The organism is Campylobacter sp. W0066.1, assembly GCF_024723635.1.
Classification (GTDB): domain Bacteria; phylum Campylobacterota; class Campylobacteria; order Campylobacterales; family Campylobacteraceae; genus Campylobacter_D; species Campylobacter_D lari_C.
The window spans coordinates 117,840-131,972 of sequence record NZ_JANQCW010000004.1 but is presented as its reverse complement, the minus strand read 5'-3'; the positions used below and the strand labels follow the sequence as shown (position 1 = coordinate 131,972).

Genomic DNA, 14,133 nt, shown 5'->3' with positions numbered 1-14,133 from the left:
AAAAAGCAAGCCCGCCATTAAATCTGCATAGGCTATCCAAAAATTATTTTCTTCATTGTTAGAATTATTTTTTATCATCTATTTTTTCATCTTCTTTTTGATTTTCAAGCTTTGCAATAACTTGTGTGGTTTGCTCATCTAATTCTTTACTTTCTTCTTTAAATTCTTGCATTAGTGAAATTTTTTCATCGATATTTTTTTCATCTTCATATGCTTCTTTAAAAGTATGCATACCTTCTATAATACTTGCCCTAAAGCCCTCGAAAAGTTTAGTTTGATTATCAAGCATAAGATTTTGATATTTTTCAATATTATTTGAAAAATTATTCACCTTTTCATCTAAAGCACTCACACTTTTATCTAAATGCACAATCTTATCTGAACTCACATCTAAAAGTCTGTTGTATTGCTCTGAAATTCTTAAAGTTAAATCTTTTATGTTTGAATTTAACATATTTACCGCATTTGCAATCTCGCTGTAAGTTTTAACTATATCTTTTTGTTCTCTTTGGGTTTTAGATAAATCGCTCATAGTTTGTTTTACATGCTCACTGCTTAATCTTACAGCTTTTTCCTCAGCACTTACAAGCTCTTGAAAAACTTTGAATTTTCTATCTATTGTATTATCTAATTCTTTAAAAAATTCCTCATTGCTCACATGCTCAAAAATCGTGCCTATTTTTTCAAAATGTTGCAAACTTTCTTGAAGATATTTTCTATCAATTTCTTCTTTAGACCAGAAAAAATCGCTTGTTGCGTTTTTTTGACGATTTAAAAGCTTTTGGAATTTACTACTACCGTATTTTTCAAAAAATATCCACCAAAGTGCTAAGAAAATTCCATAAATTGATACATAAAAGGCTGTTCCTACTCCATTTAATAAAACTGAAATTTCTTGTTCTAAACCTGCTGTGTCGCTTGAATTAAAATTTGGCATAGACATGGCTATACTTATAAAAGTTCCTAAAATACCAAGCATAGGAAAAATAGCTGCACCCACAGAAGCAAAATTTTCATTTCTTAAATCTTTTACATAAGCATAAGCAAAATCATCAAAACTAGCGTTTGACTTTGTTTCTTTACCTATAACTAAAAAATGCTTCATAATATAGCGTTTTAATATAAGCTTAAACTCATCTTTTTGTTGCTCAAAAATACTTGAAGCATAATCAGCACTATGTCTAGCAAAGATCAAAGCCACCAAAAAGATAATCCCTATCATTACAACACTATGTAATTCTACTTTAAAATCAATCTTTCCAAAATATCCTAAAAGCACTAAAATATACAATATAGCAGGGATAAAAATAATCTTTAAATAAGCAACAATTCCTGTACTACCTTTTCCCTCAGGCAATACAAGATCAGAAAAATCATCAGTTGTTTTAACTTCCATTTTATAAACCTTTGTTAATTTTGCTCTAAAAATTTAAAATCTTCACAGGAAAATCAACTAAGAGTTATAAAACTCTTAGTTTCTATCGATACAATTTAAATCACTAAAAGCACACTCTAAGCGTTTGATCATACTCTCTTCGCCCGCTCTAAGCCATACTCTTGGATCATAGTATTTTTTATTTGGCTTATCATCGCCTTCAGGATTACCAATTTGTCCTTGCAAATAAGCTTTATTTTTAAGTTCATACTCTCTAACACCATCCCAAAAAGCCCATTGAGTATCTGTGTCAATATTCATCTTAATCACACCATAACTAAGTGCTGCTTTGATATCTTCTATATCACTACCACTGCCACCATGGAAAACAAAATTGATTGGTTTTTCTTCGCCAAGATTGAATTTTTCTTTTACATAATTTTGAGAGTTTTTAAGAATTTCAGGTCTTAAAATCACATTTCCTGGTTTATATACTCCATGTACATTACCAAAGCTAGCTGCGATTGAAAATCTATCACTAATTTTAGAAAGTCTCTCATAAGCTAGCGCTACATCTTCAGGCTGAGTGTATAATTTTGCATTATCGATATTAGTATTATCCACTCCATCTTCTTCACCGCCAGTACATCCTAGCTCAAGCTCTAAAGAAATTCCAAGTTCAGACATTTGTTTTAGATAATTTTCACAAGTACTTAGATTGCTTTCTAAATCCTCTTCACTTAAATCAATCATATGGGAACTAAACAAAGGTTTGCCTGTTTCTTTTTTAAACTCAATATTTGCTTCAATCAAAGCATCAATCCAAGGAAGTAATTTTCTAGCAGCATGATCTGTGTGTAAAATCACCGGAATTCCATAAGCTTTTGCCATTAAATGCACATGTCTTGCACCACTTATAGCACCAAGTACATCAGCTTTTGGGCAAGCTTTTCCTGCTACAAATTTAGCTCCTCCATTTGAAAACTGAATAATCACAGGTGAATTAACTTTTTTAGCACTTTCTAAAACCGCATTGATAGAATTTGTCCCCACGACATTTACCGCAGGGATAGCAAACCCTTCTTTTTTTGCATGATTATATACGATATTTAGATCATCACCACTTAAAACACCTGGTTTAACAAGATCTAATACACCCATTATTTGTATTCCACTTTTGCTTTTTGAAGAAGTTCTTGAGCTTTTTTATTCATAAGTTCTTTAAATTCTTCCATTTTAATATTGCTTTCAATACCTGCTTTTACTTCATTATAGCTCATAGTACTTTTTGCTCTAGCATCTTCTTTTAAGATAACATGATATCCAAAATCACTCTTTATAGGTGTTTTAGAAATAGTACCTTTTTTCATAGAAAAAGCTGCATCAGCAAATGGTTTTACCATAGTTGATTCAGCAAACCAACCAAGATCACCACCTTGAGCTGAAGAACCTTTGTCGATTGATTTTTCTTTTGCAAGTTGAGCAAATTTATCATTTAAAGCTTTTCCACTTAGTTTACTAAGCTCAGCAATAATATCTTTAGCTTCTTTTTCGCTAGTTACCAAAATATGCTTAGCTTTCACTTGAGCTGGTTTAGTGAATTTATCTTTATTTGCTTCATAGAATTTTTTAGCTTTAGCATCATTATTTTTAATTGAATCAAAAATTTTCTTTTGATAGATATTTACCAAAATAGCTTCTTTAGCACGCTCTAATTCTTCTTTATATGAAGGATCATTTTCTATTTTTTGAGCTTTAGCATCTTTTAATACAAGTTGTTGAACGATATATTGATCAATAATTGCTTTTTTTTGTTCAGCTGGTAAATCAGTGATTTTAGCACCTCTTAGCATAGGAGCAAAAAATTCATTCACTTCTGTATCGCTGATATTGTTTCCATCAAGGGTTGCAACCACCGCAGCATTTAAACTTAAACCTGTTAGCAAAGCCGCAGCAACTAAAGAAATTTTTTTCATTGTTTTTCCTTTTGAAATAGTTTTGTTGATTTTATTATATCTAAACTTTATTTAAAGCCGATTAACATACAATAAGTTTATGAAAAGAAATTTAGAAATTAAAAAATTATTTTTAGAGCATTTTGGAGAGGCAAAAACAGAATTAGTTTTTAGTAATGCTTATGAACTTATAGTTTGTGTTATGCTTTCAGCTCAATGCACTGATAAAAGGGTTAATCTCATCACGCCGGCTTTATTTGAAGCTTATCCTAGTGTGCAAGATTTAGCTAAGGCAAATTTATCATCTTTAAAGCTTTTGATTAATTCTTGCTCATTTTATAATAATAAAGCACAAAATTTAATCAAAATGGCTCAAGCAGTTTGTGAGCAATTTAATGGCGAAATTCCTATGAATGAGCAAGATTTAAAAACTCTAGCAGGTGTAGGACAAAAAACCGCACATGTAGTGATGATAGAATGGTGTGGGGCTAATTGTATGGCTGTAGATACTCATGTATTTAGAGTTTCTCACAGACTTAATCTTAGCAAAGCCAAAACCCCTGAAGAAACTGAAAAAGACTTAACTAAAATTTTTCAAGATAATCTAAACTATCTTCATCAAGCCATGGTGCTTTTTGGACGTTATACATGTAAAGCCAAAAATCCTTTATGTAAAGAGTGTTTTTTAAATCATTTATGTAAGAGCAAAGATAAAAAATTAATCTAGCACCAAATTAGTGCTAGATGATTTTAATGAAAGAATGGTAGATACAAGAAAGCATTAATCACTAAAGCATTTACTATATCTATGAAAAATGCACCTACTAAAGGCACAATAATAAATGCCATATGGCTCATACCATAGTGATTTGTTACAGTTTGCATATTTACCATAGCTGTTGGAGTAGCACCTAAACCAAAACCACAATGTCCTGCTGCTAAAACTGCTGCATCATAGTCTTTTCCACATACTCTAAAGGTTACAAATATAGCAAAAGCAGCCATCATAGCAACTTGTACTACTAAAATTACTAGCATCGGTAGCGCAAGGGTTACTAGATCCCAAAGATTAATAGTCATTAGTGCTAAAGCTAAGAATAAAGACAAGCTTACATTACCTAAAACTGATACTTCTCTATCAAACACATGATGAATTTTTGTAGCTGATAAAACATTTCTTAAAACAACACCCACAAAAAGACAATACACAAAAGTTGGTAAAGTAAAACCTGTATTTGTTTTAATATAAGTAGATAAAGCATTACCTATTAATAAACATAAAGCAATCAATGCTAAAGACTCTATAAAAGAAGATGGGGTGATTAATCTTTCTTTTTCTGGAGATTGGAAATTTAAAATCGCATCTTTATCATCATTTTGTTTTGGAACTACTAATTTGTATTTATTAACCAAATATCTTGCAACAGGCCCACCTATGATACCGCCTGAGATAAGCCCAAAAGTCGCACAAGCAATAGCAACAGTAGTTGCACTAGAATACAAATAAGGTTCTTTAATAAATTCAGCCGCCCAAGCTGCACCTGTTCCATGGCCACCACTCATTGTAACAGAACCTGCTATAAGTCCCATTAATGGATTTTGCCCCATAGCACTTGCCACACCTATACCAACTATATTTTGAGCAAAAAGCAAGCTTACAACTACTACTAAAAAAATTGCTAACTTTTTGCCACCCTTTTTTAATGAAGCAAAATCAGCCAACAAACCAATACTTGAAAAAAATGCAAGCATTAGCGGATCTTTCATAGATTCATCAAATTTAATATTTAATGAAAAAGAACTATGCAAGATTAAAAGAATAATCGCAGCTATTCCACCACCAACAACTGGCTCAGGGATATTATAATCACGAAGAAATTTTACCCTTTTAATGACAAAAACGCCCAAAAGCAATACTATAACCATAGTAACTAGTGTTGCATAAAAATCAAATTTCATACCTCTCCTTTGTTTGATTTATTCATCAATTGTATTCTAAATGACTTTAAAACAACGCAAATAAATATTATTCTTTACTTAAAATATTACAAAATGAAACATTTTTAAGTCTTTTCTACTCTGAAATTAATATTATATTATGATACAAATTAATATTTTTAAGCAAAGATAGTTTTGCTCTACTAAGCTCTTGGAATGAATTAATAAGCAAAGCATCCGCATCAAGATAATCTTTTAGCTCATTACGCCCTAGTTCGTATTTTTCAAAATATAATTGTGTAATTTTTGCTTGGTTAGTATTGATATCTTTTACTAAATTTAACAAATCATTATAGTATTTATCATTTTCATAACAAAGTTTAAACTCATGAATAGCTCTTTGCAATGCGTCTTTATACTCATATAAGCGTGCTTGGTATGTAAATTCAGAAATTTTTACATTTTGTCTTACTCTATAAAAGTCCAAAAATGGTAAGTCAATAACAACATTACCTCCTAAGATTAAAAATTTAAAACTCTCATCAATATTTTTATCATTCCCATCTAAATTTCCTAATATTTTTATACTAGGTAAAATACTTTTTTGCACACTTGCATAATCCTTATAAGAAGCCATAAGTTGATTTAGCTTTGCTTGAACTTGTGGTCTATAAGCAAGCATTTTTAACTCTATATCAAAATTAATTTTTTGCAATGAAAAATCTTCAAGGGTATAATTTAGCATTTTATTAATCAAAAACTCATCATCTTTACCTAGTAAATCTTTTATATTTTTAAGTGTTAAGTCTTTATTTTGCAAATTTGTAATGATATTTTGTTGAGTGTTTAATAAAGACTTTTTGATATTTAAAAGATCAATATACTCAACCTTGCCATAATCAAATTTAGTAGTATAAATTTCTAGCATTTGCTCAAGATTTTTTAAATGATTGTTTAGTAAGCGATCTACATCATTAAAATAAATCAATTCAAAAATACTATTAATCGCTAAATTAATTGTATCAAGCTCTAAAGAACGCAACTCATATTCGCTTGCTTTTGCTAAAAATTCAGAACTAGCAACTTGATCTGAAATTTTGCCATATATATCAAGCTCATAATTTAACATAATGCCATTTGAGAAACTATGCATTTCTGTGCCATTGTTTAAATTTTTTCTTATATTAGCACCTAAATTTCCACTCAAAGTAGGATAAAGATCTAAATTTAAAAGCTTATATCTAGCTAAAGTGCTTAAAAAATTAACTCTTGCCACATTTAAATCTTTGTTGTTATCAATAATAGCTTTTAAGATATTATTTAAATCTTGATTATTGTATTTTTCCCACCAAGCCTTGCTTGCATTAAAATCTTCAAAATATTCTTTTCTTATTTGCTCTTGAGATACTTGCTCTAATTTTACACCTACACAAGCATTTAAAAAAAAGGCTATAAAAAATAATAAAAATATTCTCATCTCATTCCTTTGATAAAGCACTAATAGGATTTAAATTTGCTGCATTTTTTGCTGGGAAAAATCCAAAAACCACTCCGATTAAAACTGAACTTAAAAGCCCTAAAAATACTGAATTTAATGAAAGTATCATCGTAAAACCAAAATTTAAAGAATTAAATACCTCAATGATAATAAAAGAAAGCATTACTCCAAAAATAGCTCCCAAAGAACAAATCAATACAGCTTCGATTAAAAACTGCATTAAAATATCTTCTTTTCTAGCTCCAATAGCCATTCTAACTCCAATTTCCCTTGTACGCTCACTTACTGAAACAAGCATGATATTCATCACACCAATACCACCTACTATCAAAGATACCACTGCAATAGAAGAAATAAGTAAAGTTAAAGTAGCAGTATTTTCCTCAATGGCATTTTTAATCGCGTCAGAATTTATAGTGAAAAAATCTTTTTTTCCGCGTTTAATCTCTAAAATTTTCACCATAGCTTCTTCGGCTAAAGCAGGATTTACCTCATCTTTTACCTTAGTTACTATGGCTCTTATTTGTTTATCCCCTGTGATTTTATTCATCAAAGTAGAATAAGGAGTATAAATTTTAATAGTATTTTCATCAGCTCTAAAGCCTTTATTATCTCTTTCTTTTTTTAAAACACCGACTATGGTTAAAGGCTGTTTGTTAAAAATCACGCTTTTACCTAAAACATCTTTAGCACTGATATTATCAAATAAAATTCTCAAAGCATTTTCATCTATAATGCAAATATTAGTATTATCTTTTATATCTTCATTATTAATAAATCTACCATCTACCATCACAAAACCTCTAAGTCTTAGATGATTTGGTCCTACTCCATAAATTCTAGCCTGCAAAGAATTATTCTTATAAGTTACCACCCCTATTTTGCCTACATCTGCTTCTACTGCTTCTAAATAAGGCAAAGAGCTTAAGGTTTTTAAATCACTTAAATTTAGCCTTGTTCTACCTGATCGAATATCTCCCAAGCCACGCCCTGAAACAACTTCTATGGTATTAGTCCCAATAGAGCTAATAGAAGCAAGTATATTTTGTTGGGCTCCAAGTCCTAAAGCAACCACGCAAACTACTGAAGCTATGCCTATGATAATACCAAGCATAGTAAGCAAAGAGCGTAGCTTGTGTGCTACAATGGAAGCTATGGACATTTTTAAACTTTCAAAAAGCTGATTTTTAAGCAAATTAAAGCTTTTTTTCTCTTTTGGCATTAACTTAGCTTTTATTTCGTCTGCTTTTTTTGCACCATTATCACTTATAATCTTACCATCTTTAATTTCTATAACTCTTTTTGCTCTAGCAGCTATTTCTCTATCATGAGTGACTAAAACTACAGTGTGTCCTTGCTCATTTAGTTTATTTAAAATTTCTAAAACTATCTTACCGCTTTTAGAATCAAGCGCACCTGTTGGCTCATCTGCTAAAATAAGCTCACCACCATTCATCAAAGCTCTTGCTATGGAAACTCTTTGCTGTTGCCCACCACTTAGTTCATTTGGCTTTGATAATTCTTTATGATCAAGCTCTAAAAAAGAAAGTAATTCTTTAGCCTTTTGCGATCTTTCTTGTTTGTTTTTTCCTGCATAAACAGCAGGTAAGGCTACATTATCTTTAGCATTTAAAAGACTAAGCAAATTATATCTTTGGAAAATAAAACCAATTTTTTCGCGTCTAATTCTTGCTTTTTCATCTTTGCTTAAATTAGTTACTTCATATGCATCTAAAAAATATTTTCCACTACTTGGCTCATCAAGTGTTCCTATAATATTTAAAAGAGAGGTTTTTCCACTACCTGATTGCCCTATAATGGCTACAAATTCCCCTTTTTGAATATAAAGATTAATATTTTCTAAAATAGTTGTATTATTAATCTTTTTTTGTATATTTTCTAAACATATCATTTTTTATTTTTACCTATGATAACTAAATCACCCTCATTAATACCATCTAAAATTTGAGTGTTTAAACTATCTTTAATGCCTAATTTAACAGGTGTCTTCACGCTTATATTATTTGCTTTTAAAATTTCTACATAATAACCACTTGTATCGCTTTTTATAGCTAAAGTTGGTATAACTAAAGTATTATTTTCTGTTTTAATAGCAATTTCATTTTCTGTACTCATACCTATGCGTAAAAAATTATTATCATTTTTTACAAAAACCCTTGCATAATAATACACAGCGCTAGTGCTAGTACTTGAGTTTGAGTTTAAATTTGTATTGCTTGTTGCATCGCTTATGGTAGTATTTGCTGGATCTATACTTGAAATAGTTGCTTCATATTTTTTATCAGGTTCATTTAAAATGCTAAATTTAACCTTTTTTCCAACACTAATTTTATTAATATCAGCTTCAGCTATTTGCATACGAATTTCCATTTCACTTAAATCAGCCAAACGCACTATACTTGGTGTATTTTGGTTTGCATTTACAGTTTGCCCCTCTTCAACCGCTACATTAATAATCTCACCCTTACTAGGTGCAGTTATAGTGGTATAAGCTAAATCTTTTTGAGCATTTTTTAAAGAAATTTCAAGTTGAGTAGTTTGAGCTTTTAAATCAGCCACATTTGCTCTTAGAGCATAAAAAGTATTTTTAAGATTTTCAAGATTTTCTAAGGAAGTAGCCTTTTTAGTATAAAGTTTTTGCTCTCTTTGGTATTGTTTAGTAGCTATATCAAGAGCGATTTTTTTACTTTCTAAATTTGCCTTTGCACTTTCAAGCTGAGCTTTGGTAATATCTAAATCATTTTGTTGCTTATCTTTATCAATTTGTGCGATTAAATCACCCTCATTAACATGATCACCTAATTTTACATAAAGTTTAGTAATTTGCCCACTAACTTGCGCACCAACATCAACTTGTGTTTTTGCATAAACTTCGCCTATTGCTTCTATACTTTGAGTAATATCTTGTTTTTTAACTTCATAAGTTAGATAATTATATTCTTCCTTATTTGCAAAAAAGAAAAAATACACCCCTATAATGAGTATAATCAAAAATATGCTTAAATAAATTATTTTTTTCATTTTAATCCTTTAAAAATCATATAATAAAACATTTGTATGAAGTAAAAATAAAATTGTAACAATAAAATATAATTTTAACAATTTTAAAGCTTATAAGATATAAGATAAATCAAAAAAAGGAAAAATAATGCAAGATTATTTAAATTTAATGCAAAATCGCTCTTCTATTAGAGCTTACACCCAAGAAAAAATTTCTAAAGAGAATTTAGAATATATCTTAGAATGTGCTAGATTATCTCCTAGCTCCTTAGGACTTGAACCTTGGAAATTCTTAGTTTTTCAAAAAGATGAACATAAAAAAGAAATTGCTAAAATAGCTAATAATCAAAGCCATGTAGCAAATTGCGCTGCTATTATAGTTGTAATCTCAAGGGCTGATTTTAAGGATTATTTTGAAGAAAAACTAAAAAAGAGAGGTTTAAGCCAAGAAGAATTAAACAAACGCTTGCAAACTTATAAGCCATTTTTAGATGCAATGGATTTAGAACAAAGTTTTATTTATGCCAAAGAACAAAGCTATCTTGCTATTGCAAATATTATCAATGCTGCTTATAGTTTAAATTTAGGCTCATGTATCATCGGTGGCTTTGATAAAGATAAAATCAATCAATATTTAAATTTAAACACTACTAAACAAAGAGTATCCATGCTCATTACTCTAGGACATACCCAAGAAAATATTAGCACAGAAAAAGTTCGTTTTGCATTTAATGAAGTGGTAGAATTTAAAGATTAATCAAATATCAAAACTCCATTTAAATTTTATATAATAAAATAATATTTTTAAAATAAAATGGAGTTTTTAATGCAAGGAAATTTTTTAAAGATTTTTGGCGTATTGCCATTTTTAGCAGTGGCTTTTATTAACGCTTTTGTAGATTTAGGACACAAAATCATTATACAAAACACTATCTATAAATTTTATGAAGATAGCACCCAACTTTTTTTAACCGCTATTGTCAATGCTTTGATGCTTTTACCTTTTATTCTTATGCTTTCACCATCTGGATTTTTAGCAGATAAATTTCCTAAAAATAAAATCATGAAAATATCTGCATTATTTTCAGTAATATTAACTTGTATTATTTGTTTGTGTTATTATATTGGAGCATTTTGGCTTGCTTTTGTAATGACTTTTATCATGGGAGTACAATCTGCCTTATACTCTCCTGCAAAATATGGTTTTATAAAAGAATTAGTAGGAAAAGAGCTTTTAGCTATGGGAAATGGAGCTGTCAATGCGGTAAGTATTGTGGCTATTTTAGCGGGTATGGCGGTATTTTCTCTAAGCTTTGAAATGCTTTTTGAGCCAAATTTTAACACTCCTTCGGATATTTTAACACAAATTGCACCTTTGGGTTTTGTATTAATAGCTTTTGCTGTATTAGAACTTTTTTTAGCTTATAAACTTCCTAGCTTAAAAGAAGAAGATAAAAATTTAAGCTTTAATAAAAAACAATATTTCCAAGGAAAGCTTTTAGCCTCTAATTTAAAAACAATATTTTCTCATAAAATCATTTGGCTTTGTATTGTAGGAATTTCACTTTTTTGGGCCATATCACAACTTTATTTAGTGAGTTTTCCTGTATATGCAAAAAACGATCTTTTCATAGAAAATACCTTTTATGTACAATGCTCTTTAGCTTTTTCTGGTATAGGAGTGATTATAGGATCGCTTATTAGTGGTAAGTTTTCTAAAAATTACATCGAATTAGGTCTTATACCACTAGGTGCTTTAGGGGTTTTTCTAATGAGCATTTTAATGCCATTTTTAGAAAACCTACTAAGCTATAGTGTGGTGTTTTTTATTTTTGGTTTAAGCGGAGCATTTTTTATCATACCTTTAAACTCTCTAATACAATTTCATGCAAAAGAAAATGAACTAGGAAAAGTCTTAGCAGGAAATAATTTTATACAAAATATTTTTATGTTAGGCTTTTTGGCACTAGCTACTTTTGCTGCATATGCTAAAATTGAAGTGATAAATTTGTTTTATTTTATCATCGCTGTGGCATTTTTTGGAAGCGTTTATGTGCTAAGTAAACTGCCTTTTTCTTTAGTGCGTTTATTAATGAGTATAGCGTTTTTTCAACGCTACCGTTTGTTAGTAGAAGGTTTTGAAAATATTCCTGAAAAAGGTGGAGCATTATTACTTGGTAATCATATATCTTTTATAGATTGGGCTATTATACAAATGGCCATACCAAGAAAAATTTATTTTGTTATGGAAAAAAGCATTTATTCTAAGTGGTATATTAAAATTTTTCTTGATAAATTTGGAGTTATTCCTGTTTCAAGTGCTTCTAGTAAATCAAGCTTAGAGCTTATTGCTATGCATATTAAAAACGGAAATTTGGTTTGTCTTTTCCCAGAAGGAGTACTTTCACGCCATGGACAACTTAATGAATTTAAAGGTGGATTTGAGTTAGTTTGCTCAAAATTAGAAGAACAAGATGGAGTGATTTTGCCTTTTTATATTAGAGGACTTTGGGGAAGTGCTTTTTCAAGAAGTGATGAAGAATTTTCAGCAAGAAACCGCAAAATAAGCAAAAGAAAAATCGCTATTGCTTTTGGAAAAAGCTTGCCAATACACACTAAAAAAGAAGTGGTTAAAGCAAAAGTTTTTGAACTTTCTTTTATTGCTTGGAAATCTCAATGTGAAGGTATGCATACTATAGCCAGAGCTTGGATAGATAGTGCTAAAAGAAATTTAAGTCAAATAGCTATTGTTGATCCTTTAATAGGTGGTATTACCTATAGAAAAATGCTTGCTTTAAGTTTGGTTTTTAGCTCTTTCATAAAAAATAGATCGCATGAGCTAAATATACAACCTACCCAAGGAAGCTATGCTCCAAAAGAAGAATGCGTGGGAATTTTACTCCCTGCTTCTATGGCTAGTTCTCTTTGCAATCTAGCTGTATTGCTTGCAAATAAAATCGTAGTAAATTTAAACTTCACAGCAGGTATAAAAGCAATTAATCAAGCCATTCAAAGTTCTCAAATTCAACAAATTTATACTTCTAGAAAATTTATGGAAAAATTAGAAAATAAAGGTATAAAACTAGAATTTGAAGAGCATATTAGAATTATTTTTATGGAAGATGTTATCGCAAGCTTTAAAAAACAAAAACTCAAAATCTTTTCTATGCTTGCTTTAGTAAGTATCTTACCTACTTGTTTAATAAAAGCATTATTTGCGCCTAATAAACAAAACCTTGCCATAGCTGCTATATTATTTAGTAGTGGTAGCGAGGGAACACCTAAAGGAGTAATGCTAAATAATCGTAATATTTTAAGCAATATAGCCCAAATTTCAGATGTATTATGTGCAAAAAATGAAGATGTTGTCTTATCTTCTTTGCCACCTTTTCATGCTTTTGGATTAACTGTAACTACTTTTATGCCTTTATTAGAAGGGATTAAAAGCATAACACATGCTGATCCAACTGATGCGCTAGGTGTAGCAAAAGCTATAGTAAAAAATAATATTAGCATTATGTGTGCTACTTCAACTTTTCTAGGTATTTATGCAAGAAATAAAAAACTTGATGCGATTATGTTTGAAAGCTTAAGAATTATCGTCTCAGGTGCTGAAAAACTCAAAAGTGAAGTAAGAAGTGCCTTTGAAATGAAATTTAAAAAACCTATTTTTGAAGGTTATGGAGCTACTGAAACCACTCCGGTTGCAAGTGTGAATTTACCGAATAAATTTGATCCTGATTATTGGATTTTACACCGTGCAAATAAAGAAGGTAGTGTAGGTATGCCTTTACCAGGAAGCGCTATACGCATAGTAGATCCATCTACTTATGAAAGTTTAAATCATGGAGAAGATGGATTAATACTCATTGGTGGCCATCAGGTTATGGTAGGTTATTTAAACAATAAAGAAAAAACCGGTGAAGTTATCAAAGAAATCGATGGCATACGCTGGTATAATACCGGCGATAAAGGTCATGTAGATGAGGATGGCTTTTTATATATAGTAGATCGTTATTCTCGTTTTGCAAAAATTGGTGGCGAGATGATATCTTTAGGGGCTTTAGAAGAGGAAATTGCTAAATTTATCAATACAGATATAGTAAAATTTTGCGCAGTTGCACTAGATGATGATAAAAAAGGTGAAATGGTATGCTTATTAGTAGAATGCCAAGAGCAAGATTTTGATGGAATTTGCGAAGCGATTAAAAACTCTACTATGCCTGCTATTTTTAAACCAAGTAAATATTTTAAAGTAGAACAAATTCCACTTTTAGGTTCTGGCAAAGTGGATTTAAAAGGCGCTAAAGATTTAGCTAAAATCTTGCAAACTCATTAAAATAAGC

The 14,133-nt window shown here is 30.1% G+C and carries 10 protein-coding genes; 3 read left to right on the top strand and 7 right to left on the bottom strand.

Annotation, left to right across the window (positions count from 1 at the left end):
• Positions 1-64: 64 nt before the first annotated feature.
• The 3 genes from CAMP18497_RS02815 to CAMP18497_RS02805 form a co-directional block, all read right to left on the bottom strand.
• Entirely contained in the window at positions 65-1,396 is a 1,332-nt protein-coding gene (locus CAMP18497_RS02815) for a MotA/TolQ/ExbB proton channel family protein (protein ID WP_263677569.1), read from the bottom strand.
• 75 nt (positions 1,397-1,471) lie between these two features.
• Positions 1,472-2,536, bottom strand: coding sequence for a class II fructose-bisphosphate aldolase (fbaA, locus tag CAMP18497_RS02810; RefSeq protein WP_337212400.1), 1,065 nt, complete (start codon positions 2,534-2,536; stop codon positions 1,472-1,474).
• Positions 2,536-3,351, bottom strand: a complete 816-nt coding sequence (locus CAMP18497_RS02805; protein WP_047208348.1) for a peptidylprolyl isomerase — start codon at positions 3,349-3,351, stop codon at positions 2,536-2,538. The genes fbaA and CAMP18497_RS02805 overlap by 1 nt, the downstream gene beginning before the upstream one ends.
• A 79-nt stretch (positions 3,352-3,430) precedes the next feature.
• On the opposite strand from CAMP18497_RS02805, the gene nth reads away from it, so the two are divergent.
• Positions 3,431-4,057 (top strand): endonuclease III, encoded by a 627-nt coding sequence (nth, locus tag CAMP18497_RS02800; RefSeq protein ID WP_337212399.1) that lies wholly within the window; start codon positions 3,431-3,433, stop codon positions 4,055-4,057.
• A 23-nt stretch (positions 4,058-4,080) separates the two neighbouring features.
• Here the strand turns inward: nth and gltS are convergent, their stop codons facing one another.
• The 4 genes from gltS to CAMP18497_RS02780 form a co-directional block, all read right to left on the bottom strand.
• Positions 4,081-5,289 carry a sodium/glutamate symporter gene (gene gltS / locus CAMP18497_RS02795; protein ID WP_337212398.1) on the bottom strand — a complete coding sequence of 403 codons (1,209 nt, stop codon included), beginning with the start codon at positions 5,287-5,289 and terminating at the stop codon, positions 4,081-4,083.
• Between the two features lie 115 nt (positions 5,290-5,404).
• Positions 5,405-6,745: a TolC family protein gene (locus CAMP18497_RS02790; protein ID WP_337212397.1), complete on the bottom strand. Its 1,341-nt coding sequence runs from the start codon at positions 6,743-6,745 to the stop codon at positions 5,405-5,407.
• 1 nt (position 6,746) lies between these two features.
• Positions 6,747-8,678: an ABC transporter permease gene (locus CAMP18497_RS02785; RefSeq protein ID WP_337212396.1), complete on the bottom strand. Its 1,932-nt coding sequence runs from the start codon at positions 8,676-8,678 to the stop codon at positions 6,747-6,749.
• Positions 8,675-9,808: an efflux RND transporter periplasmic adaptor subunit gene (locus tag CAMP18497_RS02780; protein WP_263723667.1), complete on the bottom strand. Its 1,134-nt coding sequence runs from the start codon at positions 9,806-9,808 to the stop codon at positions 8,675-8,677. The genes CAMP18497_RS02785 and CAMP18497_RS02780 overlap by 4 nt, the downstream gene beginning before the upstream one ends.
• Positions 9,809-9,935: 127 nt before the next feature.
• Between CAMP18497_RS02780 and CAMP18497_RS02775 the strand changes: the two genes are divergently transcribed.
• Both CAMP18497_RS02775 and CAMP18497_RS02770 read left to right on the top strand, forming a co-directional pair.
• On the top strand, positions 9,936-10,544 hold the full coding sequence (locus CAMP18497_RS02775; protein WP_264283847.1) for an NAD(P)H-dependent oxidoreductase: 609 nt from the start codon (positions 9,936-9,938) through the stop codon (positions 10,542-10,544).
• A 69-nt stretch (positions 10,545-10,613) separates the two neighbouring features.
• Positions 10,614-14,126 carry an acyl-[ACP]--phospholipid O-acyltransferase gene (locus tag CAMP18497_RS02770; protein WP_442867765.1) on the top strand — a complete coding sequence of 1,171 codons (3,513 nt, stop codon included), beginning with the start codon at positions 10,614-10,616 and terminating at the stop codon, positions 14,124-14,126.
• Positions 14,127-14,133: the final 7 nt, after the last annotated feature.